The organism is uncultured Allobaculum sp., from assembly GCF_948576815.1.
Taxonomy (GTDB): Bacteria; Bacillota_I; Bacilli_A; order Erysipelotrichales; family Erysipelotrichaceae; genus Allobaculum; species Allobaculum fili.
In genome coordinates, this window is the sequence record NZ_CAPAEZ010000004.1 from 1 (window position 1) to 24,361 (window position 24,361).

Annotated in this window: 25 protein-coding genes; 2 read left to right on the forward strand and 23 right to left on the reverse strand. The window is 50.7% G+C overall.

Annotation, left to right across the window (positions count from 1 at the left end; genetic code table 11):
* Positions 1-541, forward strand: a 541-nt coding sequence (locus tag Q2J39_RS00845; protein WP_300956673.1) for a transposase, incomplete at its 5' end; no start/stop codon positions are given.
* 164 nt (positions 542-705) lie between these two features.
* Here the strand turns inward: Q2J39_RS00845 and recO are convergent.
* The 18 genes from recO to fmt form a co-directional block, all read right to left on the reverse strand.
* Positions 706-1,533 carry a DNA repair protein RecO gene (recO, locus tag Q2J39_RS00850; protein WP_230268322.1) on the reverse strand — a complete coding sequence of 276 codons (828 nt, stop codon included), beginning with the start codon at positions 1,531-1,533 and terminating at the stop codon, positions 706-708.
* Positions 1,534-1,702: 169 nt separating this feature from the next.
* A complete protein-coding gene (gene era, locus Q2J39_RS00855; protein WP_288338836.1) occupies positions 1,703-2,602 on the reverse strand; it encodes a GTPase Era in 900 nt (299 codons plus the stop codon).
* Between the two features lie 61 nt (positions 2,603-2,663).
* The gene (locus Q2J39_RS00860; RefSeq protein WP_230268320.1) at positions 2,664-3,023 is read right to left on the reverse strand and encodes a diacylglycerol kinase family protein; all 360 of its coding nucleotides are present in this window, start codon (positions 3,021-3,023) and stop codon (positions 2,664-2,666) included.
* Entirely contained in the window at positions 3,004-3,459 is a 456-nt protein-coding gene (gene ybeY, locus Q2J39_RS00865) for an rRNA maturation RNase YbeY (protein WP_288338837.1), read from the reverse strand. Before ybeY ends, Q2J39_RS00860 begins: the two co-directional genes overlap by 20 nt.
* Before the next feature lie 192 nt (positions 3,460-3,651).
* Entirely contained in the window at positions 3,652-4,674 is a 1,023-nt protein-coding gene (locus Q2J39_RS00870; RefSeq protein WP_230268318.1) for a LacI family DNA-binding transcriptional regulator, read from the reverse strand.
* A gap of 3 nt (positions 4,675-4,677) precedes the next feature.
* Positions 4,678-5,436 (reverse strand): hypothetical protein, encoded by a 759-nt coding sequence (locus Q2J39_RS00875; RefSeq protein WP_288338838.1) that lies wholly within the window; start codon positions 5,434-5,436, stop codon positions 4,678-4,680.
* Between the two features lie 82 nt (positions 5,437-5,518).
* Complete coding sequence (locus tag Q2J39_RS00880; RefSeq protein WP_288338839.1) at positions 5,519-5,989, reverse strand: hypothetical protein; 471 nt, start codon at positions 5,987-5,989, stop codon at positions 5,519-5,521.
* Between the two features lie 365 nt (positions 5,990-6,354).
* Positions 6,355-7,674 carry a UDP-N-acetylmuramate--L-alanine ligase gene (gene murC / locus Q2J39_RS00885; protein WP_288338840.1) on the reverse strand — a complete coding sequence of 440 codons (1,320 nt, stop codon included), beginning with the start codon at positions 7,672-7,674 and terminating at the stop codon, positions 6,355-6,357.
* Positions 7,671-8,504 carry a hypothetical protein gene (locus tag Q2J39_RS00890; RefSeq protein WP_288338841.1) on the reverse strand — a complete coding sequence of 278 codons (834 nt, stop codon included), beginning with the start codon at positions 8,502-8,504 and terminating at the stop codon, positions 7,671-7,673. The genes murC and Q2J39_RS00890 overlap by 4 nt, the downstream gene beginning before the upstream one ends.
* A gap of 2 nt (positions 8,505-8,506) precedes the next feature.
* The gene (locus Q2J39_RS00895; protein ID WP_288338842.1) at positions 8,507-8,830 is read right to left on the reverse strand and encodes a thioredoxin family protein; all 324 of its coding nucleotides are present in this window, start codon (positions 8,828-8,830) and stop codon (positions 8,507-8,509) included.
* Between the two features lie 3 nt (positions 8,831-8,833).
* Entirely contained in the window at positions 8,834-9,457 is a 624-nt protein-coding gene (trmB, locus tag Q2J39_RS00900; protein ID WP_288338843.1) for a tRNA (guanosine(46)-N7)-methyltransferase TrmB, read from the reverse strand.
* Positions 9,458-9,462: 5 nt separating this feature from the next.
* Positions 9,463-10,860, reverse strand: a complete 1,398-nt coding sequence (locus Q2J39_RS00905; RefSeq protein WP_288338844.1) for a Sapep family Mn(2+)-dependent dipeptidase — start codon at positions 10,858-10,860, stop codon at positions 9,463-9,465.
* Positions 10,861-10,979: 119 nt separating this feature from the next.
* Complete coding sequence (gene pnp / locus Q2J39_RS00910; protein ID WP_288338845.1) at positions 10,980-13,250, reverse strand: polyribonucleotide nucleotidyltransferase; 2,271 nt, start codon at positions 13,248-13,250, stop codon at positions 10,980-10,982.
* A gap of 368 nt (positions 13,251-13,618) precedes the next feature.
* The gene (locus tag Q2J39_RS00915; RefSeq protein ID WP_288338846.1) at positions 13,619-14,947 is read right to left on the reverse strand and encodes a hypothetical protein; all 1,329 of its coding nucleotides are present in this window, start codon (positions 14,945-14,947) and stop codon (positions 13,619-13,621) included.
* Between the two features lie 457 nt (positions 14,948-15,404).
* Positions 15,405-15,668, reverse strand: a complete 264-nt coding sequence (rpsO, locus tag Q2J39_RS00920; protein WP_288338847.1) for a 30S ribosomal protein S15 — start codon at positions 15,666-15,668, stop codon at positions 15,405-15,407.
* Positions 15,669-15,754: 86 nt separating this feature from the next.
* A complete protein-coding gene (hemW, locus tag Q2J39_RS00925; protein ID WP_288338848.1) occupies positions 15,755-16,864 on the reverse strand; it encodes a radical SAM family heme chaperone HemW in 1,110 nt (369 codons plus the stop codon).
* A complete protein-coding gene (gene lepA / locus Q2J39_RS00930; protein ID WP_288338849.1) occupies positions 16,861-18,666 on the reverse strand; it encodes a translation elongation factor 4 in 1,806 nt (601 codons plus the stop codon). Before lepA ends, hemW begins: the two co-directional genes overlap by 4 nt.
* Positions 18,644-19,600 carry a methionyl-tRNA formyltransferase gene (gene fmt, locus Q2J39_RS00935; RefSeq protein ID WP_230267784.1) on the reverse strand — a complete coding sequence of 319 codons (957 nt, stop codon included), beginning with the start codon at positions 19,598-19,600 and terminating at the stop codon, positions 18,644-18,646. Before fmt ends, lepA begins: the two co-directional genes overlap by 23 nt.
* A 109-nt stretch (positions 19,601-19,709) precedes the next feature.
* Here fmt and rpsT point away from each other — a divergent pair, with 109 nt between their 5' ends.
* The gene (rpsT, locus tag Q2J39_RS00940; RefSeq protein WP_230267785.1) at positions 19,710-19,973 is read left to right on the forward strand and encodes a 30S ribosomal protein S20; all 264 of its coding nucleotides are present in this window, start codon (positions 19,710-19,712) and stop codon (positions 19,971-19,973) included.
* 167 nt (positions 19,974-20,140) lie between these two features.
* Here the strand turns inward: rpsT and holA are convergent, their stop codons facing one another.
* The 5 genes from holA to Q2J39_RS00965 all read right to left on the reverse strand — a co-directional run bounded on the left by holA (position 20,141) and on the right by Q2J39_RS00965 (position 24,319).
* Positions 20,141-21,079, reverse strand: coding sequence for a DNA polymerase III subunit delta (gene holA / locus Q2J39_RS00945; protein ID WP_288338850.1), 939 nt, complete (start codon positions 21,077-21,079; stop codon positions 20,141-20,143).
* A gap of 264 nt (positions 21,080-21,343) precedes the next feature.
* A complete protein-coding gene (locus tag Q2J39_RS00950; protein WP_288338851.1) occupies positions 21,344-21,997 on the reverse strand; it encodes a hypothetical protein in 654 nt (217 codons plus the stop codon).
* Positions 21,998-22,333: 336 nt separating this feature from the next.
* Complete coding sequence (gene greA, locus Q2J39_RS00955; RefSeq protein ID WP_230267788.1) at positions 22,334-22,804, reverse strand: transcription elongation factor GreA; 471 nt, start codon at positions 22,802-22,804, stop codon at positions 22,334-22,336.
* A gap of 130 nt (positions 22,805-22,934) precedes the next feature.
* Positions 22,935-24,020 carry an endolytic transglycosylase MltG gene (mltG, locus tag Q2J39_RS00960; RefSeq protein ID WP_288338852.1) on the reverse strand — a complete coding sequence of 362 codons (1,086 nt, stop codon included), beginning with the start codon at positions 24,018-24,020 and terminating at the stop codon, positions 22,935-22,937.
* A gap of 38 nt (positions 24,021-24,058) precedes the next feature.
* Positions 24,059-24,319: a DUF1292 domain-containing protein gene (locus Q2J39_RS00965; protein ID WP_230267790.1), complete on the reverse strand. Its 261-nt coding sequence runs from the start codon at positions 24,317-24,319 to the stop codon at positions 24,059-24,061.
* Positions 24,320-24,361 lie beyond the last annotated feature (42 nt).

The following is a 24,361-nucleotide window of genomic DNA, read 5'->3' on the forward strand; positions in this document are numbered from 1 at the left end:
CGGAAAAGATAAATCCTGTCTGGACGCAAATGGCGAGTGCAATTTCACCATTCGACTTGTGAAACTTCATACCGACACCAGACCCGGCGCACCTGAACCATATCCGTACTTCATAACCAGTCTCCCTGAATCTGAGTTTTCGATTGAGGACATCCGCGATTTGTATAAATCCAGATGGTCTGTTGAGACAGGCTTCCTGGAATTGAAATATTCGACAGGTTTACAGGCTATTCATGCCAGAAAGATGGATGCGGTTAAGCAGGAGATCTGGGCTCGTCTGACCTTTTGTAATCTCTGCAGCGCAGGCGTCACCTATTGCGAGATTCATCAACCCGCTCCCAGGAAACAGCCAAAACGGAAAACGGTCCTCAACCGGAAGTTCGCCTTTGAGCTTCTTAGAAAGTTCTTTAATTACGAGTTCCTGGATGAAGAATATCTGCTCAGGCAGATCTGGAAGCATAAATCGCAGGTCAAAGAAGGCAGGTATTTTGATCGGCATACTCAAAGAAAACCGGACTCAAATCAGCACCGAATAATGTAGATAATTTTCTTATACAACTAAGATTGTTTTGGAGATACTGAACAGCAGCTCTTTTTAAGTGCGCCAAATTATTCAAAAAACAAGATAAACTTATCCAAATAAGATAACGTCACCGTGATATCACCGTGAGGAAGGTACGACTTCCGAGACAGGTTAGGTTCAAATCATTGTTTTATCCGGAAAACCGAATGGCATTGGTTCGAAGACGTTTTGTCTTTCTTTCGATCACCCATTTCGATCAGCTGTTTCAGCAGATCCAGAGAGCGCAGACGGCTGTCGGTCGTGTACTGATACCACTCCATCAGCCAGAGCAGAAACTGATCGTCCTGCGGGCGCAGATCCTGACGATACAGCTTTTCTAACGGATAGCGCGTCAGTCGACGCAGCAGCATGAGATCTGCCTTGGGCCAGGGCTGGTGTTCGCCCAGATGGTCAAGACAGACAAATCCGCCGGTTTCGATGGACACGCCTGCGATCCGGTCCGTTCTCGAACAGACGGTGCATTCATCCACATTCATCAGAACGCCTGCTTCACGAAGAATTTCGATCATCGTCTTGCACGCAGCCAGTCGGGCATCCGCGATTTCGCCTTCCTGCGCCTTTTGCCAGAACGAATGCAGATCGTAATAAATTTCGGGTGTACTGTCGTGCCGAAGAATCAGGGACGTCAGGATCTGGTTGATGCACTGGTATTCGAGCGATGACGAATTTTTCCAGTACGACTCGATCACCTGTCCGTTGATCAGAAACAGAAAATCCCGGGAATACTTCGGATCGTAAGCGATACGGGTAAGCGAAAACGGCAGAAACAGCCGGCGGTTTTTGGACGTTTCCTTTTGTACGCCTTTGGCATAGACTTTAAAAATTCCATTTTCATCCGCCATCGTAATCAGGCCATCGTTGTCCTTGTAGTCCATTGTGGAAAGAACAAGCCCCTGTCTGGACTGAATGCGCGCTTCGCCCGACTCAAAAAACTGATTTTCTTCTTCCATGCGTTTTTCCTCCTTCTGACTCGCGGCCAAGAATGCAGGGCAATGTCGTTTCTTTGCAGCCTGCCGTACTCAGCACGCCTCTTATTATCCGGATTTGCACGTCCCAGGAAAAGCCCAGAAGAAAACAGCTTCTGGCCAGAGTCGTCTGTACCAGAAGCTAGTAAACCGGTCAGTCGTCGGAGAGTTCGTCCAGACCGAATTCCTTAATTTTGTTTTCCTTATTGCGCCAGTTCTTTTCCACGCGCACATACAGCTCGATGTTGACAGGCTTGCCCAGTTTTTCCTTAATGTCCTTCTGGGCGCTCATGCGGATGGAGCGGATCATGTCGCCGCCCTTTCCGATCAGAATGCCTTTTTGCGAGTCGCGGTCGACGATGACGATAAAGGACAGGTAAACCTTGCCGTTGACTTCTTCCATGCTTTCCAGCAGAACCGCAATGGAATGCGGAATTTCGTCGTGCGTTTTCTGCAGGATCTTTTCGCGAACGAGTTCGGTCAGCTGGAAGTTCAGACCGTGGTCGCTCTTCATTTCGCTCGGATAGAGCGGATCGCCTTCCGGCAGGTAATCCTTGAAGACGTGCAGAACTTCATCGATATTTTCGCGTTTCAGAGCCGAGAGCGGGATGATTTCTGCAAAATCGTACAGTCCGGACCAGTAGTTCAGACGTTTAAGCAGATTTTCGCGGGACATCTTATCCACTTTGTTTAAAAGCAGAATAATCGGTTTTCCAAGCGTTTTGAGACGTTCGAGAATAAAATTGTCGCCCGAGCCAAAGAACTGCGTTCCATCGACAATCCAGGCCACGACATCCGCGTCTTCCATAGCGATATACGCGTTTTTATTGAGGACGCGTCCAAGTTCCTGCTGCGGTTTATGAATGCCCGGCGTATCCACAAAGACAAACTGCGCAGCGTCCTGGGAAAGAATGCCGGCGATATTGTTTCGTGTCGTATTCGGCTTATCTGACATGATGGCGATTTTCTCGCCAAGTAAAGCGTTTAAAAGCGTCGATTTACCCGCATTGGGCCGGCCGACGATAGCCACAAATCCAGATTTAAAAGATGCCATACAAAACTCTCCATTCTAAAGCAGACCGGAACTGATCCGGATCCAGCCAGAAGTTTTTTCTTTACGAAAACCAGGCCAGAAAAGGCGGCAGAAAAATAAACATGGCCGCGCAAAGCGCAAAGACTGAAGCCATCAGAACCGCAGCAGCGGCCATATCCTTGATCAGACCGGCGCGCGGATCCCGTTTTTCCGATATGTAATCCACGGTTTTTTCGATACAGGAATTAAAAATTTCCGCCATGATGACCAGGCAGACGGCCAGGATAATCCACAGCCAGTCGCTTCTGGAAATTTTCAGAATCAGCCCGGCCGCAATCGCCAGAGCGGCGAGAACAAACTGAAAGCGGACGCTGCGATCGCGAAGCATTCCATAGCGAACGCCGGAAAAGGCGTAGCGAAATCTATTGATCAGCCACTTCATGAAGGATGTCTTTCTGTAAGGAAAACATGACTTTTTCATCTACCGGTGTCATATGATCATAGCCGCAAAGATGCAGAAGGCCGTGGCAGAACAGGAAGCAGGACTCACGGCGTACGGAATGACCGTATTCTCTGGCCTGATCTTCCACTGCCTGGGTATTGATAAAAATATCGCCCAGCTCTTTTTCTTCTTCTTCAATGAAAATATTGGAAGAGTCATCTTTCATCGCAAACGAAATGACATCCGTTGGCCGGTCAATGTTCCGGTAGTCGCGGTTGATTTCATGAATCTGCTCGGGATCGACAAAAATTACGGAGCAGACCAGATCGTCGTCAAGATTCATAAGCCGTCCGGCTTTTTCCATGATCGTCTGGTAATCCTTTACGTAATCGTGATCCGGCAGATGGTCCGTCATTTGATTAAAAACAATTTCCATGGCTTCATTCTACCCCACATTCGTTTGTATGCCGTTTTGAGAAACCGAACGATCCCTCTCCTGGATTTCAAAACCGGGAGGTTCGGTTTTTCGTTTTTCGGTTTGATTATTTGTTCAGCCTGTTTCGTTTTGACGAAACGCCCTGAACAGTCGAAAAGCAGGCTTGAAGCCTGCTTTGGATTTTTTGAAATACTATTTGAGCTCGCTTGGCAGAGTGGATTCTCTGGCAATCGGAGAGGCTTTGATCTCGATGATCTTTTCGAGATTCTGGCCGTCCTGGCCGACGAGCATTTTTGTCAGAACACGCATCGCGATCGCACCCATGTCGTATTCTGGCACATTGTAGGCGCTCAGCGTCGGACGCATCATCGGCAGATACTTGGAATCGAGTACCGTAACAATCTGCAGATCTTCCGGAACGGAATAGCCGTTTTCCTTGGCTGCGTTCAGCATGGCGATCGCCTGCGAATCGCGGAAGGCGATGTTCAGCGTATGCGGCTTGTGCGTCTTGAGATAGTCCGAGAAATACTCGTAGCTTGTCTTGTACGTATCGTTATAGGACAGATAGTTTTCAAACGTCATGCCGGCGTCTTCAAAGGCGCGGGAAATGCCCTGCTTCATCTGGGTCATCATGGACAGGTTGAGCTTGTCTTCCATCAGGGCGATGTCAGTAACGCCTTTTTCAAAGCAGTCCTTGACCAGATCGTAGGCGAGCTGTTCGAAGTCAACGAATACGTTGCCGACGTGTTCGTGTTCGGAATCTTCAAACTTGCTGCCGACAACGACCATCGGCACTTTGTATTCGTTGAGTACGTCCATTTCTTCCTGCGTGAAGTTGTCATTAAACAGAATGACGCCGTCAACGCGGGACTTGATAATGGATTCGATGACATCCTGCATTTTGGAAATGCCCTTGGATGTCGTGTGGAACATGATGTTGTAGTTGTAAATGTGCGCTACGTCCATCAGTCCGTTGAGAATGCGGGCGTTGTAGGCGAGCAGCTTTTCCGACATGACAATCGAAACCGTCGTCGTCTTGGACAGAGCGAGGCCCTGCGCTACTGCATTGGGCTTATAGCCGAGCTTTTCAATGACTTCCTGTACGCGCTGACGGGTATCTTCGCGGACTACGCGGGAGTCGTTAATAACACGGGACACGGTCGCAAGGGATACGTCCGCTTCCTTGGCGACATCGTAAATTGTAATCCGTTTCATTGCTTATTCCCCATCTGTATCTTCTGGCAGATCCGGCAGATCGTGTTTGTCTTCTTTGCCCTCTTTGGCTTCCGGCTGAGTGAAGAACGACTTGATGCCGCTAAACAGTGCGTTTGTGAACTGGTTGAATCCTTCTTCGGAACGGTCAACCGCGCTGCGAAGCGTTTCGCTGTGGCGCAGATCGTCGACTTTGTCATTGACTTTATCTGAGATCTTGCGCAGTTCCGGGATTTCCATCAGCTTGTCGTAGCCGAATTTCAGACCGTCGCCGATCAGGCCGGCAGTTCCGAGTACGAAGTTCTTTCCGGACTCCATTGTCTTTTTGAAGTCTTCGCTCTGGGAAACGGCGATCGCCGATTTGCGCGCGTTTTCGAGTACTTCCGCGATTTTCTCGGATACGCCCTTGAATTCCGCTTTCAGGCGTTCCGGCTGCGTATTGTCTTTCATCCATTTGGAAAAATCATCAAAGATTTCTCTGGCTTCTTCTTCCGCATCGTCCACGACTTTGGCATTTTCCGGATTGTCTTTTTCGCGCATGGCATCCAGTGCTTTCTGCGTGGCTTTTTCCATTTCGTCAATGGCTGCAGTACGTGCTGCATCTTCCTTGGCTTCTGTATCTTCGTCCGGTTCTTCTTCTTTCGGTGCTTCGAGAAGTTCTTCTTCTGGCACATCTGGCAGTTCGGGGGTATCGGCTGGTTCTTTTTCAGCCGTTTCAGTCGCTTTTACTTCTTCTGTATCGACTGTTTTCTTTTCGTCTTCCATTACATATCCTCCATGGCTTTCCTGGTTCGAAACAATTCTGGACTGACTGGACGTCTGTTGACTGGCGTCCTGTGCTGGCCGTTCAGTCCTTCTGTTCAGGCCGGGTCTGGCTTTCTTCCGTGACGATGGCGCTGACTTCCTCTTTCACGATGCCGACCGGCTGGAAATCGGCTGCAGGAGCAGACTGACTTTCCAGCTGCACATCCGGCTCGGTTTCTGGACGGGTCGATTTGCGCTTAACGCCTTCGGATTTCTGGTTCATTTTGGATCCGAGCCGCGTTGTACCTTCTGAGAAAACTTTGATGGCTCCCATGGCGGCCTTCTTGGCTGAATCCGAAACCTGATCGACCGTATTGGATACCTGTCCGATCGTGTTCAGAGGAGACTCAAGTTTTACCAGATCCCGATTGACGGCTTCCAGAGTTTTGGAAAAGGTCTTCATGGTGTCGATTACGGATTTAAAGAGCATCGCGAGATAAACCAGAGCGATGACACCCGCAATCGCCAGGGCAATTCTGGCCAGATACATCAGAACATCAAGATTTACTGTCATACAATTCCTTTCTCTGTCTGATCCGTTTTGAGATGTTTCAATTCGTTCAAATTATAGCACTGATGACGTTATTCATTCTTACGGATGAAAACTTTTCATTGAACTTTGAAAAGATTCAGTGTTCTGTTCGATGACGTAAAGAAATTCTTTGACGATTGGCTCCAGATTCAGTCGTTTTCCAGAATGGAAAATAAAGAAATACTAAACGCATTAATCTAAAACGGATATGTTATTAATCAAATATACCATCGATCAATTCAGAAGGCGCCTTCTTGTGACCTGCTCACTGAGCGCCTCAAAAAAATCCGTCCATTCCCTGCGGAATGCGACGGATTTTCGCATGTAAATCCAGTTTGAGGCGGACTTTATTCGGCTTCGAGAAGGCGCTTTTTGAGCAGATTCTTCAGAAGATAAATGTTTTTCGAAGACATGAAGATATAAACCGCGGGGCCCAGATCCTGCAGCTGCTTTGCGCTTACTTCATCGATCTCCAGCAGACGGCCATTTTCAAGACGATCGAGAAGATCCTGAATGGTCACTTTGATCGAATCGTTTTCCGGATGAATATTGGAATCAAAGTCGAGTACGGCGCTCGCATCCGCTTCGTTAAGCGAATCGGCAAAGCCGTCCAGGAAATACTCCAGACGGGAATAGCGATCCGGTTTGTACAGCGCGACGATCTTCTTATCCGGATAGCGATGACGCATGCCGCGGATCATTTCGCGAATAGCGGTCGGATGGTGCGCGTAATCGTCTACAAGAACGTTTTCGCCGATTTCTTCAATCACAGAACGGCGGGCGATGCCCTTAAAGGAATCGATCTGTGCCGCAATCTGATCGGCCGGCATGCCAAGCTGATGCGCCAGCGCGAATGCGCCCAGGGAATCCCATACGAAAGGCAATCCGCTTTCGTGCAGGATGAGATCGACGATTTTCTCACCTTTGTACAGAACGCTTAGCGTAGAGCCGTGTTCATCCTGCACCAGATTGACGCCCTGATAGTCATTGCCGTCGTTCAGACCGTATTTGACATACGGAATGGGATAGTCCAGTCCGGGCAGCCAGGGGTCGTCGCCGAAGATGACGGCTTCTTTTTTCGTCTGGCGAATGAAGCTCTGGAAGGCGGAAATGTAGTCGTCAAGATCTTTGTAGTAGTCGACGTGGTCGAGCTCAATATTGGTGATCAGCGCGTAGTCGGGATGATACGCCAGGAAATGCCGCTTGAATTCGCACGACTCGAGAACGAAATGCTTCGCATCGGCAGGCATATGGCCGTTTCCGTCGCCGATCAGATAGCCGGTCGGTTCCCACGCAGAAAGAATGTGCGCGAGCAGACCAGTCGTGGTGGATTTGCCATGACAGCCGGCTACGCAGATGGAATTGTAGGATTCCAGAAGATGGCCTAAAAACTCGTTGTAGCGATACACTTTCACATCGTCCATGGCTCTGGCCTGAACGAGTTCGGGATGATCGTCTTCAAACGCGAGACCGGCGATCACGGTATCGCCCGGCTGGATATTGGCGGGATCGAAGGAATAAATTTCGATGCCGCGCTCTTTCAGTCCGTCTTCGGTAAAAATGTATTTTTCGATATCGGAGCCGCGCACCTCATTGCCTTGATCGGCAAGGATTTCGGCCAGAGCGGCCATGCCGGTTCCTTTGATGCCGGTAAAGAAATAATTCATTCCTTATCGCCGTCCTTTGAAGACGTTCTTGCCGGACGCGAAAGATAGGCGGCAAGATCCATAGGTTTGGAATGGGTATTCGAAGCGGCTGCGGCATTGCTGAGAAGCTCATCCGTCAGACGCGTGCGGTTTGTGTTTGTGCGCGCCGCTGCGGAAGCCTGCGCTGCCTCATGCGCCGGTGCGGCTTTTTCGGCTTCCTTAGCGGGCGCTTCGGCTGCGGCTTTGGGAGCAGCGGAACGGCGTTCGCCAAGCGGGGCGCGCTTTTTCGGTTTTGGAGTTGTGCCGTACATTGGCGAGATGATCTGAATCATGTCGGAGTGATCCTGCGGTTCCGGCAGATTGATCGCATCGTGTACGGCGTCCACATCTTTCTGATCTTCGGGAAGGTTTCCGAAAATTGGAGAAAGAACGGCAGAGTAGTCAATAAAGGCGGTTTTATCCTTGCGGGAAGCACCTTTGCGCGCCTGGGCCGGTGCTTTTTTTGCTTCCGTTTTTTTCGCATGGCTTCTGGCAGTCTGGCTGCTGCTGTTTGTCGAAGGACTCAGCGTCTCTTCAACGCCCGCAAAGAGCGAAGATTCCGGCTTGCGGGAGGTGCTTGCCAGGAAATCGTTAGCCTGACGGTCCACTTCCGCTGGAGTGACCGGTTCGAGCACGGCTGGCTGAACGGCTGGCGCCGGCGTTTCGTGAACCGCAGGAGAAACAGGCTCTGCAGCTGCAGGCTGTTCTTCAACAGGTTCTTCGGTGGTTTCTTCGACGACATCTTCGTCATCGTCTTCGATGGAATCGACGGTTTCAAACAGGAACGATTTCATCATGTCTTTAATTCCCATAGTTAAGCCTCCTTGCACGTATTGAGGAACGCCTGAATCTGTTCCGGGGTTTTTCTGTCCTTGGATACGTAACGTCCGATTTCCCTGCTGTCTTTAAAGACAGTAAAGGACGGAATGCCGAGAATTTCCTGCTCAATGGCAAGATCCAGCAGTTCGTCGCGATCCAGCATATAAAAATCGAATTCCGGATTGTCGGCGACAATCTTATCGATAAAGGTTTTCAGGTATACACAGTCCGGGCACCATGCGGCGGACCACGCCAGAACAGCAGGCTTGTTCTGCTGCATGGCGTTCTTCACTTCAGTCGGGGTATGAAGCTGTTTCATTTTTTAGCCTTTCTGCCAGATGACCCGATAAATCGGGTTTCCGGCCTGTACAAATTTTTCTTCGTATTCAGTCAGCGGATCTTCCGGATGGTCTTCTCTTCGAAAATCGACGCTGACTTCTTCCAGCATGAATCCGGCATGCGCAAACACAGGCAGGGAGTATTCGAAAAGCGCCTGGTTATCGGTTTTCATAATGACCTGACCGTTATCGGCCAGAACCGTTTTGTACTGTTCGAGAAAACCGGGCGCGCTCAGACGGCGTTTGGCGTTTCGTTTTTTGGGCCACGGATCGGAAAAGTTCAGATGAATAATATCGAGCTCGCCCGGCGCAAACCACTGCGACAGATCCGCGCCGTCGCCATATACGAGCGACAGATTGGACACGCCGGCTTCATCGAATTTTTTCGCGGCCAGACCGGCAGCGCTTTCGTTGCGCTCGACAGCCACAAACGTATCCTGCGGATACAGCGCGGCCATTACGGCCGAGTAGCCGCCTTTGCCGCAGCCGATTTCGAGATGGAGCTTTCCGTTTTTCGAAGAATTCCAGTTTCCTTTGTTCTGCTCAGGCGCATGAACACGCGAGGGCGATGTAGTAAGATAGTCAGCAGCCCAGGGAATGCGGCGCATCCGCATCAGGAAGCCAGCCTTTCAATCGCATCCGCGTAAATGGCGATCGCTTCTTCGAGTGCGTCTTCGGATACGCCTTCATCGGCGGAATGAATCGAGCCGACGTGCAGATCGGCCGGTGCTTTTTCCCACGGCTTTTCAGGGCCAAAGGCTACGAAGTTGTCAAAGTGCTTGGCATACGTGCCGCCGCCAATCGTAATGGCCGGGGAGAACGTATCGCCCGTGTAGTCGGCATACGACTGCATCAGATCTTTTACGAGTCTGGAATTCGGGTCTACAAAAAGCGGCTTGCCTGCGGAAACCATTTTCGCATGCATGTCGACCGGACTTTCCTTGGCCGCTTCTTCAAAGCCGGCAAGAACCTTTTCGGGAGTGGTATCGTTTGGATAGCGGATATCGATCAGAACGGAAGCGTGACCGTCCTTGATTTCGATCTGGCCCGGGTTCATCGTCAGAAAGCCCATGTAAAGGCCGTCGATATCGATGTGTTCCGGAGTGCCTTTCCAGTCCTTGAGCAGGGCATACATCGCATTGGAGAGCGCGTCGTTATACGCCTGGCCAACGTAGTTGAACAGATGTACTCCGGCATTGTTGCCAAGGTAAGGCGTAGAGCCGTGTGCCGGCTTGCCGATCATGTAAATATGCACGCCATCGTCTTCAATGGAATAGGAACCCTTCAGATCGTTGGTACGCAGATAGAAATCGAAAAGCGCGGGATCAAATTCCTTCGTGTTCAAAACGGCAGACGCGTTCTGAATGACGATATTCGGACGCTCGCCGGCTGTCATGGAAGAAATAATCGTGGGCGCATCGCTTTCGAGAATCATATGGATGTTTCCCTTTTCGCCGTAAATGACCGGGAAATCCGCATCGGGGGTAAATCCCATCGTCGGAATCGGACCGCCGTTTTTCAGGTAGTAGTCGATGCCTTCCATGCCGCTTTCCTCATCGGTTCCGGCAATCAGATACACGGTCTTATTCAGCTTTACATTCTGATCGTGCAAAATTTTCATGGCATAGTACGCCGCCAGCAGCGGGCCTTTGTCATCGAGAACGCCGCGGCCAAACAGCCAGCCTTTTTCCTTCGTCAGATCATAAGCCGGACGCGTCCAGCCGTCGCCGGCTGGTACAACATCGAGATGACCGAGAATGCCGACGCTTTCTGCGTCTGGTCCGGCATCGTGAATGGTAATCGTTCCGGCATAGCCGTCAAAGTTTTTGGTGGCAAAACCGTCCCGTTTTCCCATGGCCAGCATCGTTTCCAGGGCATCCTGAACGGCTGGACCAAAAGGCGCATTCGTATTCGCATGTTCCTTATCCCGGACGGAAGGGATGGAAACAAGGGTTTTGAGATCTTTTTTAAAGGAATCAAAATACTGATTCGCAAGAGTACGATAATTCATTTTGTTTTTTTCACTCTTTCTGTCCTGTCTATTCTAGCACAGCGGCCCGTCTCTCTTCGGCTTTCGAATATGTACAAAACAAAAAGACCAGAAGGGTGAGCTTCTGATCTTTGCGTACTTTATTCCGCCGGGGTTTCGCTGGTTTCAGCGGCCGCTGCGGGACGGTCTTTATGATCGCCGTGATGGTCGCCATGACGATTATCCGGACGTCTTCCGTTTCCGCCTGGTCTGCGGCCGCGGTCATTTCTTGGACCTCTGCGTTCCGGTTCTTTATAACCTTCCGGCTTAGGAAGCAGCGCTTTGGCCGAGACTTTGACTTTTCCGTCTTCAATTTCGGTGACTTTGACATCGATCACATCGCCGATCTTGAGAACGTCTTCCACATTTTCTACGCGGTTCCAGCTGATGTTGGATACGTGGAGCAGGCCGTCGGTTTTTCCGAACAGGTTGACGAAGGCGCCATAGCTTTCCACGCGGACAACCTTGCCCTCGTACACGTCGCCGATTTTGGCTTCGCGGCAGATTTCGTTAATCGCCGCAACCGCCTTGTCGATGGCTGCCTGATCCTTGTGATAAATCACTACGGATCCGTCGTCTTCAATGTCGATCTTGACACCGTCGCAGTCAGCAATGATCTGGTTAATCATCTTGCCACCCGGTCCGATGACATCCTTGATCTTGTCTACGGAAATCTTCATCTGGGCAATCTTCGGTGCATACGGCGAGAGCTGCTTGCGCGGTTCCGGAATGGTCGCGAGCATGTTGGCCAGAATTTCCTTGCGGGCTTTGTTGGCCTGTGCGAGGGCTTCCTGGAAAATCTCACGGGTAATGCCTTTGACCTTGATGTCCATCTGCAGAGCGGTAATTCCGTTTTCAGTTCCGGCTACCTTGAAGTCCATATCGCCGAAGTGGTCTTCCATACCCTGAATGTCGGTCAGAACGGTGTATTTGCCGCTCTCGTCATCCATGATCAGACCCATCGCAATACCGGCTACCGGCGCCTTGATCGGAACGCCTGCCGCCATCAGCGACATCGTGCCGGCGCAGATGGAGGCCTGCGAAGACGAACCGTTGGATTCGGTAACGTCCGCTACCGTACGGATCGTGTACGGGAATTCTTCTACCGAAGGAAGAACTTTGGACAGTGCGCGTTCGCCTAAGGCACCATGACCGATTTCACGGCGTCCTGGAGAACCCATGCGTCCGGTTTCGCCTACGGAGTAAGGCGGGAAGTTGTAGTGATGCATAAAGCGCTTGTTATCGACTTCGGTTACGTCGTCGATAATCTGGTTTTCATTGAGCGCGCCGAGCGTCGTCGAGGAAATAACCTGCGTTTCTCCGCGGGTGAACATGGCGGAACCATGAACGCGCGGCATCAGGTCAACCTGCGAGTTCAGCGGACGGATTTCGTCGATGGCGCGGCCGTCCGGACGAACCTTGTCTTCAATGATCAGGCGGCGGACTTCATCCGCTTCAATGTTGCGGCAGATCTGTCCAACCTGCTTAAGCGTACTGGCTTTCGCTTTTTCGCTTTCGTATTCTTTTGCTTCGTATTCCGCTACCGCCTTGTCGATCAGCGAATCGATTGCAGCGTAGCGCTCGAGTTTTTTCTGAATGGATACCGCTTTGCGAATGTCGCTTTCGTACGCGTCGCGTACAGCGGCTTCGAGCTGCTCGTCAAAGGCAAAAAGCTGAATTTCGCGTTTTGGCTTGCCGCATGCAGCAATAATGGTTTCTTCAAAAGCACAGAGTTCCTTGATCTTTTCGTGACCGAACATCAGCGCTTCGAGCATGACTTCTTCACTGACTTCGTTGGCGCCGGCTTCAACCATGTTGAGTGCCTGAGCCGTACCGGCAACGGTCAGATCAATTTCCGAACGTTCTGCCTGTTCCGTATCCGGGTTCACAATGAATTCCCCGTCGATCAGACCGACTTTTACGCCGGCGATCGGTCCGCCAAACGGAATATCCGAAAGGCAGAGGGCTAGAGATGCACCCAGCATCGCAGCCATTTCGCTCGATGCGTCCGGATCTACGGAAAAGACCGTGTTCACCACCTGAACTTCGTTGCGGAAGCCTTCCGCAAACAGCGGCCGGATCGGCCGGTCGATCATTCGGGCAGTCAGTGTCGCATGTTCAGTCGGACGTCCCTCGCGGCGCAGAAAGCCGCCTGGGATTTTGCCGGCCGCATACAGTTTTTCTTCATAGCTGACCGTTAAGGGAAAGAAATCCAGTCCTTCTTTGGCCTGGGCCGAAGCCACTGCGGTCGAAAGAATAACCGTGTCTTCATAGCGGACGAGTACTGAGCCGCTAGCCTGTTTGGCGATTTCACCGGTTTCTACCGTGATGTTCTTTCCGCAAAAGTCAAGATGAAATACCTGTTTAGCCATCTTGTCTATTTACCTCACTTTTAGTTTATCAAGCGCTATCATAACACAACGAAAATCCTCGTTCTATCCCGCTTGGAAAGGAGTCGGCAATATGGGCTTTGAACATTCGATTTTTGACACCGGAACCCGGATGCTCGGTGTCAGACCATCTTGGCGCTGCAGATATCACCTCTGCCCGACGATGTTCTCTTCTCCGTTCCTTTTTCAGGTTCATTCGCCCTGTTCACATTCCCTGTTCAGGTTCCCGGTCAGATTCTCCACTCTTTTCTGGCGGCTTTGCGCCAGACGAAAACGTCGCAGAAAACTCTGCGGCGCTAGTTTGTGATTGTATCTCGGATCGGTTGGATCCGTCTTTTTTCATTTACAGACTACTTTTTCGAAGAATCTGCTTTGGAGTCCGCTTTGGATTCGGTCTTGGATTCTGCTTTCGAATCTGCCTTGGAATCGGCTTTGGACTCTTCTTTGGACTCGCTCTTCGCATCGGCTTTGGATTCATTTGCAGCGCTTTCCGCTTTGGACGATGCCTCAGAAGATGCCTTTTCCTGGGAAGAAGCGCTCGAATCGGCTTTCTTCACGTCAAACTTCTGCAGAAGCTTGAACGTGTCGCCTTCCTTGAGGGATTCGCCTTTTACGCTCGTGAAGAAGCCTTCAAAGAATGTCATCCAGCTTTCCGGCGCAGCAGAAACGGCAACGGTATCGTTGCTGGACAGATCGAGACTGTCCTCGCCAAGGGTTGCCTTGGAGCGGGTAATGTTTTCGATTTTCTTAAGCGCGCCGTTGGCATCGGTCGTCAGAACGAGACGAACGTCTTCGAGATCGTAGCCGTCCAGAACGAGCGTTCCGTCGCCGCGAATATCGAGACGGCTCATGCCGTAGGAACTTTCGTATACACTGTCGAGCTGCGTATTGTAGGCTTCCGCATCGGCCATGGAAATGGTCCAGCGGTACTCGTTTCCGATTTTTGCGAGGGTGAAGTCATACAGATCCGGATATTCGAGCGGCTGCAGAAGCAGGTTCGATCCGAACATGGAATAAAGCGCGTAAACGACTGAGTTTTCAATCGCGGAATCGAGCTGGTCGGCTTCCACGGCCGCGTTTTCGTTTTCGTAGGAACTGATGCTGGTGATGGTCATTGGATCGTTGGCTCCAGCAATGCGAACGCCGTCTGCAAGCGAGGTGTAGACCACGGTTTCCCCGTACGGAGAATATTCCGAAAGGCCGCTGATCTGCTGGTTGTTGGAAGCCTGATCGGCGTTTTCAGCTGCAGAACCGTTCTCGCTTCCCGATTCGACCGAGCTGCTTTCGCTGCTCGATTTTTCCTTTGCCTTTGGCTCGGTTTCATCTTTGAGCGAATATTCGTACAGCTGATAGAACCGGTCTTTAGCCGGTACGCGAATGTCGTAGCTTCTGAGAGACGTCTTCGTTCCTTCGAGCTTGTCCGAAAGCGTATCGATGGAAGTGGATGTTCCGCTTTCGTCGTAGACCAGACCGGTCGGATTTGCGTCGTACGTCTGATCAACCATGCCCTGGAACACTTCTACGATGTCATCCATCGTGGATTCGCTGCTAATGGCTGCCGCCTTTTTCAGCAGTTCGCTTGGGGCGTTGTCTTCCGTCACCGGGACGGGTTTGGCACATCCGGAAAGCAGCAGACCGCAGGCCAGCGCCCCCGCCGATATCCATTTTAAAAATTTCATACGTGTACTCCTGTCTCTTTTCAGAAAAAAGGCATACGGCAGCCAGAGGCCAGCCAGGAACTTTTTTTGAAAATCATCACTATTGTAAATCGATCAAGCCCAGATCCAGAAACAGACTCTTTTTCCTCTTTTTCGTTTTCCTGTTTCGCCCTTGGAAAACCCGTACTAAGCCGTCCTGTAAAAACGACGGCGGATACGGCGAGAATCTGTTTTTGTCTGTGCACTGTCTGACGGTATCGAAACTTTCTAAAAGAAAGATTAATTTTCCCAGGCATCGAAACTCTTTACATAAGCCAGAAAAGAATTGCGAAAGAATGTGAAGAATAATGCCGGAAAAATCCAAAGCCGGCATGATCCGTCAGAGCGGAAAGGGACCCTTTGTAGACAGTTCCTTTCCAGACGATAAAAGAAAACGGCAGTGCGTCTGGCACTGCCGAAAGCATAGCTTTGTTTTGGACTACTTTCTCAGACCGAGTTTTGCGATCAGAGCTTTGTAGCGGTCGAGGTCTTCGCGCTTCAGGTAGTTGAGCAGGCTTTTGCGGTGTCCAACCATTTTCATCAGACCTCTGTAGGAATGATAGTCGTGTTTGTGAACCTTGAAGTGCTCTGTGAGCTCGTTGATCCGGCGGGTCAGAATTGCGATCTGAACTTCAGGAGAGCCGGTGTCTCCTTCGTGTACGGCGTATTCTTTAATAATCGCCTGTTTTTCTGCACTGGTCATTTTCATATCCTCCTCAATGCATTTGGTGTCATTCAGCGCCAAGCAGGGGCTGGAGAACCCTGTGCCGGGCACGAATCTATGTCAGATTACTCTTTACTCAAGAGAAAATCAACTAAAATCGAATCCAGAACTTCCATGCCGGATTCACTCAGGGAAAGCTTTCCGTCTTTTCGGATAAAGACGTCTTTCCACTTGTCTAAAACGTCCACGTAGCGGCTTTCCAGATCCATTCCGTACTTCGCGTTCCACTTTTGAACATCGAGACCTTCGCGTGTCCGCAGGCCGGTCATGATCGCGTCAAATTCAGGATTGGGATTTTCCGGGCGGATCTTTTCGAACGGATTTTCCATCCAGGCTTTTAAAGACGAGGCGTGTTCGTACAGTCCCGTTTCATCCCGGCCGACGGCACCAAAGCCAAAGCCGTAATACAGACCATCCAGCCATATGAGAAGGTTGTGTTTACCGTACGCCTGATTTTTCGCATAGGACGAAATTTCGTAATGCTCGTATCCGGCAGCTTCCAGCCGTTTTTCGATCGTTTCGTACTGCAGAGCGCAGAGATCTTCATCCAGATCGTCTTCGGAATACCGACTGCCAAAGCGGGTTCCCGGTTCGAGAATCAGCGAATAAATGGACAGGTGCGAAATGTCCAGATTCAAAAACGCGTCGAGATCCCGGTTGAGATCTTCCAGACTTTCTCCAGGAAAGCCGTACATCAGATCGGCGCAGATCCGCTCAATCCCGCTTTCTTTTAATAGCGCGATGGCTTTCAGCGAATTTGGAACGGTGTTCGTACGGCCAATCTGCTTCAGTCGTTCTTCATCAAAGGTCTGCAGACCGATCGAAACGCGATTGACTCCAGCTTCTCGATACAGCCGGAGCTTTTCTTTAGTGATCGATTCGGGATTGACCTCAACCGTCCACTCCGTATTTTCATTTGCAAAGTACTTAAACAGCTCGAGCAGCCGTTTTGTCTGTGAAAGATTCAGCACACTGGGCGTGCCCCCTCCAAAATAGAGCGTCCGAAAGCGAAAATCCGGATGGTTCTGCTTCAGCGGTCCAAGTTCAGCTTCCACTTCGCTTTGCAGGGCGTCGAGCCACGTATCGACAAGTTCAAGCCGGGCACTTTTGGCAAAGGCACAGTAGGAACAGATCGAGGAGCAGAACGGAACGTGAACGTAAGCCGAAGGGATCATTTGTCGTCATCCATGCTTAGAACGGCCATGAAGGCTTCCTGCGGAATTTCGACGCTGCCGACCATCTTCATGCGCTTCTTTCCTTCCTTCTGCTTTTCGAGAAGTTTTTTCTTTCGGGAAATATCGCCGCCGTAGCATTTTGCCAGAACGTTTTTGCGCAGCGCCTTGATGTTGGTACGGGCGATGACCTTGGAACCGATCGCTGCCTGGACCGGAATTTCAAACTGCTGTCTGGGAATCAGATCTTTCAGTTTGACAGCCATCGCGTTGCCGCGCGCGTAAGCGAAATCCTTGTGGACGATGATGCTCAGCGCATCGACCGGCTGACCGTTCAGCAGGATGTCGAGTTTCTGCAGATCGCTCTTTCGATAGCCGGAGAACGTGTAGTCAAAGCTGGCGTAGCCTTTGGTAGAACTTTTCATGCGGTCGAAAAAGTCGAAGATGACTTCCGAAAGCGGCATTTCATAAATGAGTTCCATGCGGGTGTCGTCGATCATCTGCAGATCAATGTACTCGCCGCGCTTTTTCTGGCAGAGATCCATCATCGTGCCGACGTATTCTTTCGGAACGAGAATTTCCGCTTTTACGTACGGTTCTTCGATCCAGTCAATGTTCTGCGCGGGCGGAAGAGCGGCCGGGTTGTCAACTTCTTCCACCGTGCCGTCGGTTTTATGAACCTGATAAATTACCGACGGACTGGTCGCAATCAGATTGAGGTTATACTCACGCTCCAGACGCTCTTCGACAACGTCCATGTGCAGCAGGCCTAAAAAGCCGCAGCGAAAGCCAAAGCCAAGCGCCTGCGATGTTTCGGGCTCAAACTGAAGGGACGCATCGTTGAGCTGCAGCTTTTCGAGCGCTTCCTTTAAATCGTCATAACGGGCATTGTCGACTGGATACAGACCGGCGTACACCATCGGCTGCATTTCCTTATAGCCGTGCAGCGGCGCGGCCGCTGGCTGATCGGCGAGCGTAATCGTATCGCCGACCCGCACGGTTTTAATGTCCTTAACCGAAGCAGCAACCCAGCCGACATCGCCGGCGGAGAGCTTTTCCTTGTTTAAAAGCTTGGGCGTACGAACGCCGAGTTCCGTGACTTCGTATTCGGCTTTGGACTGCATCAGACGAATGCGGTCGCCGACTTTGAGTTCGCCGTTTTTGACGGAAACCCAGGCGATAACGCCTTTGTACGGATCGTAAACGGAGTCAAAGACGAGCGCCTGCAGCGGCTTGTCCTTGGAACCGGTCGGCGCCGGAAGCTTGTTGACGATTTCTTCGAGAACCTTATCGACGTTCAGGCCGGATTTGGCTGAAATTTCCACCGCTTCCGAGCAGTCGAGGCCGATCAGGTTTTCAATTTCCTGTTTAACGACTTCCGGCTGGGCGCTTGGAAGGTCAACTTTATTGAGGACGGGAAGTATTTCCAGGTCGTTTTCCAGGGCCAGATAGACGTTGGCCATCGTCTGGGCCTGCACGCCCTGTGCCGCATCCACGACGAGAATGGCGCCTTCGCAGGCGGCCAGCGATCGGGACACTTCATACGAGAAGTCGACGTGACCCGGTGTATCGATCAGATGAAAGAGATAGTCTTCCCCGTTTTTTGCGTGATAAACCAGTTCAACGGCGTTGAGCTTAATGGTGATGCCACGCTCACGCTCCAGATCCATGGAGTCGAGAATCTGCGACTTCATTTCCCTCTTTTCCACCGAATCCGTCAGTTCGAGGATGCGGTCGGCCAGAGTGGATTTTCCATGGTCAATGTGGGCAATAATTGAAAAATTACGAATGTGCTGTTGATCCAAATGAATCCCCCGCTTTCTTATCGAGCAGGCTTCTGCCTTTTCCATTTAAAAAATCGGCGGACTTCATGGCAGGCTTTCCTTCAAGCTGCACTTCATCGAGCAGAAACAGTCCTTCGTGTCCGCCCATGGCAAACTGTTTCTTTCCTTTTTTGGTAAAGACGCCGATGCCTGGGGTTTCGCCCGGTTCGTAGCGTACTTCGAGAATCTTGAGCTTTTTGCCATCGGCGATGACATAGGCTCCAGGTTCTCTGGACAGGGCACGGATCTGGCAGCAGATCTGACGATCATCCCTGCTCAGATCGACCTTTTCGTCTTCCGGCAATATTTTCTGCGCGTACATAGCCTTGCATGCATCCTGCTTTTGGAAGACGAGTTCGCCTTTCAGCAGAGCAGGCAGATTTTTTACGATCAGCTTTCCGGCGGCTTCGCCCATTTTCTTAAAGAGCGTAGTCGAGGTTTCGCAGCTGTCGATTGGAATTTCAATACTGTCCGCGACCGGACCGGTATCCATTCCCTTTTCCATGAGCATGAGACACATACCGGTTTTGGGACAGCCGTCCCAGATCGCCCTTTGAATGGGAGCCGCTCCGCGGTATAACGGAAGCAGCGATCCGTGGAGATTGACGCACCCCTGTTTCGGTGCGTTCAGAACGCCTTCGGGGACGATCTGTCCGTAGGCGCAGGTTACGATCAGATCTGCATGGCAGTCTTCGATCGGTTTGTAGTCTTTGGAAATCTTCTCAGGTGAAAAGACGGGCAGGCCATGTTCAAGAGCAAGCTGTTTTACTTCACAGGGCTGCAGTATGCCCTTGCGTCCTACCTTGCGGTCGGGCTGGGTAACTACGAGCACAATATTTGCCTTGTCATCAATCAGAGCCTGGAGAACATCCGCGGCAATTTGCGGGGTTCCCATAAAAATAATGCGATTTTCCATTTGTCGGCCCTCCTTTCGGATCACTATTATAAACGATAGTTATCCCTTTTGTTGCATCTCATAATTGGGTTTGCTATAATTTCAAAGAATTATGTCAGGAGGTGTCACCATGCCGCAGATCAAACAGCAGAAAAAGCGTGTTCTCACGAATAATAAAGCTAGAAGCCGCAATGTTTCGCAGAAATCCGCTCTCAAAACTGCCATTAAGAAAGTTCTTAAAGCTGTAGAAGCACAGGATAAAGAAGCAGCCCAGGCAGCTTACGCACAGGCTTGCTCCAAGCTTGATAAAGCTGTTGCCAAAGGTTTCAAGCATAAAAATTATGCTTCCAACCAGAAATCAAGACTGGCACAGGCTGTCAACTCCATTCAGTAAAATGAGAAACACGATATCCGATTGAAAGCTTAGCGTGATCCGTCGATATCGTTTTTTTATTTTGATATACAATCCGTAAATCAGCCGTAAAAAAGGAACCCGATCGTGTAAACACATCGCGTTCCTTTTTCATTTGGCAAAATTTTGATATTCGCATACCGCGCGGATTAAATTTCCTGCGCTCCCACCTGCAAAATAAAGTTTTCAAAGCCGGCGTCCTTGTCGATCCGCCCGCTTTTCATGCTTTCATCCAGCCGGCTGAGCCAGGCGAGATCATCGAGCAGCTGATCGGCCCGGAAGCGACGCGCGTTTCGCATCGAGTTCCAGATCCGCCCAAAAGAAGCGTTCAGAATTTTCATCATGTCATTCTGACTGCGGCCTTCGTCCATGAGTACGCGAACCTGATAGACAAATCGAATCTGGCTGGCCAGCAGAGCGAGAATCGCGATCGGCTCCATATTCTGCCGTCGAAAATTCCGGTACAGGCCAAGCAGGCGGACTTTATCTTTTTCGAAGAGGGCATCTGTCATTTTAAAGACGTTCGTTGCCGGTTCGACGGTGGTCATCGCCTTCACATCCCCCATAGAAAGGTGATTCGAATAGAGCGCCATCTTGTCGAGCTGCATGGAAAGGTTCGAGGAAGAATAGCCGGCGTGCGCGCAAAACCATTCAAACGCACCCGGATCCATCGTAATCCCCTTTTCCTTCATCATTTCCCTTACTTCCGCCGGCTGTGTCTTTTCAGTCAGACCGATGCATTCGATCACGGTCGAATTGGTCGCCAGCGTCTTGATCGCCTTTTTACGGGTATCGATCTTTTTGGAATGACAGAGGAAAACAACAACTTTATCGTCCGGCTTGCGTTCAGCGACTTTTGCCGGATCGACGCCAGAATCGTTTTTTGCACCAAGAAAAGAGGCGTTATCCACGATCAGGAGCGTTTTCGTTCCAAACAGATTCATCGTATCCATCTCAAACAGAAGTGCCGCTTCCCCATCCGCTTTCGCATCGATGCGAACGGTCTCTTCGCATTTCTCCTTTTCGCGGATCTTTTCGAGCTTATACTGCATTCTCGCTTCGTCTTCACCGACCAGAATATACATCATGGCTGCACCCTCATTTCCTGACTGCCTGTTTCCATTCTCCAGAAGGAGAATTCGAATTGCCTCTATTGTACCGGTCCTCTTCTCGAAAGCCAAAATCGACCCATCGCAGGGCTGGGTCAGGAACCGTTGACCCGAAGCCAATTCTCCTCGCCTGCTCTCCGCCTGTTCCTCGCTCTCCTCTCTGTTTCCTGAAGAAAAAAGGCCCTGCCAAAGCGCAGATCCGAAAAAGGTACAAAAAGAAAAGCAGCTTGTTCTTTCCGTCGATCAGATTCTTGGCCCCTGCCAGAGATGCCGGCCGTACTGGGCATACATTTCGCTCATTCCCTGATACAGCGAAAGAATGGCGAACACGAACAGCAGCCAGGCGGAAAACTGGGAAAGAAACGGAACAGAGAGCAGGTCGCCAAACGAACTGCTCAGAAAGCCAAGCGATACACAAAGATGAGCCACCCATACGTAAACGGGCGCATGCATCATCAGCGGCAGAAACGACAGCATGTATACGCCGCCCACCAGCAATACCACAGAAAGAATCCAGGGATGGAAATGAAGGTGACTAAGTTCTGCTGCGCTCCACGCGATCTGCGTCAGACCGTTTGCAAAGCCCAGAATAACAGAAAGAATCAGATTGATGTTTCCATGCGGATCATCCCGAAGCAGATTCATACGGCTTCCGGTAAAAGCCGCCACGCCAAGTGAAAGCTGCAAAACGCCCATGACTAAGCGGGCATCCGGTGTAATCGTGACGATTTTAGACAGCCACGTCAGCGTGGCAAACATCGCAAAGACAAACTGCAGCGCCGGATCCGGTGAAGCGCCGCGCAGAATTCCCGGCTTTGTCATCGACGAGGAAGAATCCGCCGCTTTGGGCAAAATATCGTTTTCCATTCTGGATGAAGGATCCATTTCGTTTTTCATATTTCTCCTCCTTTGCCGGTTTGGATACGCCTGATTTTCTCTTTCGAATAATGAATTCTGGATTGGTCTGCACTCTGGTTTCCGTTCCATAAATGCATTCTGGAAAAGGATGAGACAAAAAATGCGCAGAGAAACAGGCGCAGACAGGCGGCAGATCCAGATCGGGCTTTCGCTTCCATTATCCAGAACGAGCACAATCCCTTCCCTTACGGTGCCCGCTTTTGCCCGATCGGCGCCAGCCCCATCCAAAACACGTAAAGCTCCATAAGAAAAAGGCACTTCCTTTCCAGAGAAAAGAAATGCCTGATGATTTTGAAATGGAGTCAGGATGAAAAATCAGCTGACGGATTCGATGCGGACTTCGTAAGGTTCGTCAACGCCTTTAACGACAACCGTATCGCCGGCTTTTTTATCCATGATCGCTTTGACAACCGGAGTTTCATTGGACACTTTGTGTTCGTAAATGTCCGCTTCGAATGTACCTACGATCGTAAAGCTGAACGTGGAGTTATCGGAAAGATCGCGGATCGTTACGTTGGATCCAAGACGAACGTTTTTCGCGTCGCCGGTATCTTCTTCGATCAGAACCGCATTTTTGATAAGCGCTTCGAGTTCCTTGATACGGGCTGCTACACGGGCCTGACGGTCACGTGCAGCATCGTAGTCGGCGTTCTCGGACAAGTCACCCTGAGCACGGGCCTCCTGCAGTTCAACGATGACCTGCGGCTGAACGACATGAATCAGATCTTCAAGTTCGGCTTTATATTTGTCGAGACCTTCCTGGGTCAATAAAATCTTTTCTGCCATTGATTATTTCTCCTTACCTTATGCCATACAACAGACGTACGCTGTTTTCTGACGTATGTATTTCCTGCCGATTCCAAATGCAGAACGGGCAGTCGAAACAGGTGAATTGTACCACAGCCTCAAAACCGACTTAGTAATTGAGGTTGTATTTTTCCACGTTTTCGAGATGCTCTTCGTAAGTTCGTGCAAAATGCGTCGCGCCGTCTCCATAAATGTCGCTGACAAAATAGAGATAGTCGTTATCCGCTGGGGAAAGCGCCGCATCTAAAGCCGCTGCACCCGGATTGAGAATCGGTCCGATCGGCAGACCGTCATGCATATAGGTGTTGTAGGGCGAATCGATATCGGCATTGGTTTCGCAGTCTTCCGGCTTTTCGAACTGGTCATACAGTGCGTAGCACACCGTGACGGAGCTCTGAAGCGGCATGCCCTGCTCGAGGCGGTTTTTAAACACGCCGGCGATATCAGGCATAATCGACGCATCGCCCGATTCAAACTGAACGACGCTCGCAAACGTAACGATCTGCTGGACGCTCATCGAGGAGGCATCAAACTGCGCTTTATGTGCATCATAATATGCCTGGAACTGATCGAGCATCATGTAAGTGACCTGTTCGGCGCTCATGTCGAAATCCATGTAGTAGGTTTCCGGGTACAGATAGCCTTCGAGTTTTACAAAATACTGATCGTTGCAGACTTCCTCGGGATTGAGGAAGGAATAGCGCGTACTCGCCTGCTGAATGAACTCATTGCTGTTCCACAGATCGAGAAGCTGATCCGCCGTCAGATCCGGCAGCGCTTCGCTGATTCGCTTGGCGATATCCTTGGCCCAGCATCCTTCCGGAATCGTCACGACCGCATAGGAGGCGGCGAGATTGGCCGGATCGGAAAGATAGTCAAGGATTTCGGGAACGCTCATGTTTTTCGCGAGTTCGTACGTGCCCACGTAATAGGAAAAGCCATCGTGAATTTTGGAATACCATTCGGCTGCCGTCCGGTTTTTCAGAAGGCCGGCTTCGTCAAGCGACGTGAGAACTTCAGCGGCGCTTTCACCTTCGGTAACTTTAATCGCGATGGATTCGGTCTGGTCAGAAACGGGTTCAAGTCCGCTCTGAAACCAGAACCAGCCTCCGGCTCCTGCGGCAAGCACAAGAACCAGAAGGATGATGGTAACAGTTAGTCCGACGTGTGATTTGCGTTTTCTTACTTTTTTCATTGCAGGAAAGACAGTACACTCCGTCAGGTCGACCTGAACTAGTCTTCTGTTTCCTCCTCGTCGGTCGCAAAAGCGCCGATGACTTCTTCAACCATGTTCCATTCGTCATCGGTTTCGATCGGAATCAGTTCGCCTTCATCGTTATAGGCGGAAGCGAATACTTCCTCTTCCGTTCCCTGCGGATCCTGGAAGACGACGTACTGTTTTCCTGTGTTCGGATCGTCAAACGTAAACAGAATGACCATGCGTTTTTCTTCGCCGTTTTCATCAACGACGTACAGTGAATTCGAGTCAATCATTGCGGTTTCTCCTTTCAGCTCCCTCAGGCCTGAGGGGATTCC

Bases quoted from the DNA above. Each gene is read 5' to 3' on its own strand.
- Q2J39_RS00905 (WP_288338844.1), bottom strand. From the start codon at position 10,860: ATGAATTATCGTACTCTTGCGAATCAGTATTTTGATTCCTTTAAAAAA.
- Q2J39_RS00875 (WP_288338838.1), bottom strand. From the start codon at position 5,436: ATGGAAGACGAAAAGAAAACAGTCGATACAGAAGAAGTAAAAGCGACT.
- recO (WP_230268322.1), bottom strand. From the start codon at position 1,533: ATGGAAGAAGAAAATCAGTTTTTTGAGTCGGGCGAAGCGCGCATTCAG.
- pnp (WP_288338845.1), bottom strand. From the start codon at position 13,250: ATGGCTAAACAGGTATTTCATCTTGACTTTTGCGGAAAGAACATCACG.
- Q2J39_RS00950 (WP_288338851.1), bottom strand. From the start codon at position 21,997: ATGAAAAACGAAATGGATCCTTCATCCAGAATGGAAAACGATATTTTG.
- ybeY (WP_288338837.1), bottom strand. From the start codon at position 3,459: ATGGAAATTGTTTTTAATCAAATGACGGACCATCTGCCGGATCACGAT.
- trmB (WP_288338843.1), bottom strand. From the start codon at position 9,457: ATGCGCCGCATTCCCTGGGCTGCTGACTATCTTACTACATCGCCCTCG.
- holA (WP_288338850.1), bottom strand. From the start codon at position 21,079: ATGATGTATATTCTGGTCGGTGAAGACGAAGCGAGAATGCAGTATAAG.
- Q2J39_RS00880 (WP_288338839.1), bottom strand. From the start codon at position 5,989: ATGACAGTAAATCTTGATGTTCTGATGTATCTGGCCAGAATTGCCCTG.
- fmt (WP_230267784.1), bottom strand. From the start codon at position 19,600: ATGGAAAATCGCATTATTTTTATGGGAACCCCGCAAATTGCCGCGGAT.
- greA (WP_230267788.1), bottom strand. From the start codon at position 22,804: ATGGCAGAAAAGATTTTATTGACCCAGGAAGGTCTCGACAAATATAAA.
- rpsO (WP_288338847.1), bottom strand. From the start codon at position 15,668: ATGACCAGTGCAGAAAAACAGGCGATTATTAAAGAATACGCCGTACAC.
- Q2J39_RS00915 (WP_288338846.1), bottom strand. From the start codon at position 14,947: ATGAAATTTTTAAAATGGATATCGGCGGGGGCGCTGGCCTGCGGTCTG.
- Q2J39_RS00860 (WP_230268320.1), bottom strand. From the start codon at position 3,023: ATGAAGTGGCTGATCAATAGATTTCGCTACGCCTTTTCCGGCGTTCGC.
- Q2J39_RS00895 (WP_288338842.1), bottom strand. From the start codon at position 8,830: ATGAAACAGCTTCATACCCCGACTGAAGTGAAGAACGCCATGCAGCAG.
- era (WP_288338836.1), bottom strand. From the start codon at position 2,602: ATGGCATCTTTTAAATCTGGATTTGTGGCTATCGTCGGCCGGCCCAAT.
- Q2J39_RS00870 (WP_230268318.1), bottom strand. From the start codon at position 4,674: ATGAAACGGATTACAATTTACGATGTCGCCAAGGAAGCGGACGTATCC.
- rpsT (WP_230267785.1), top strand. From the start codon at position 19,710: ATGCCGCAGATCAAACAGCAGAAAAAGCGTGTTCTCACGAATAATAAA.
- hemW (WP_288338848.1), bottom strand. From the start codon at position 16,864: ATGATCCCTTCGGCTTACGTTCACGTTCCGTTCTGCTCCTCGATCTGT.
- Q2J39_RS00965 (WP_230267790.1), bottom strand. From the start codon at position 24,319: ATGATTGACTCGAATTCACTGTACGTCGTTGATGAAAACGGCGAAGAA.
- murC (WP_288338840.1), bottom strand. From the start codon at position 7,674: ATGAATTATTTCTTTACCGGCATCAAAGGAACCGGCATGGCCGCTCTG.
- mltG (WP_288338852.1), bottom strand. From the start codon at position 24,020: ATGAAAAAAGTAAGAAAACGCAAATCACACGTCGGACTAACTGTTACC.
- Q2J39_RS00890 (WP_288338841.1), bottom strand. From the start codon at position 8,504: ATGGGAATTAAAGACATGATGAAATCGTTCCTGTTTGAAACCGTCGAT.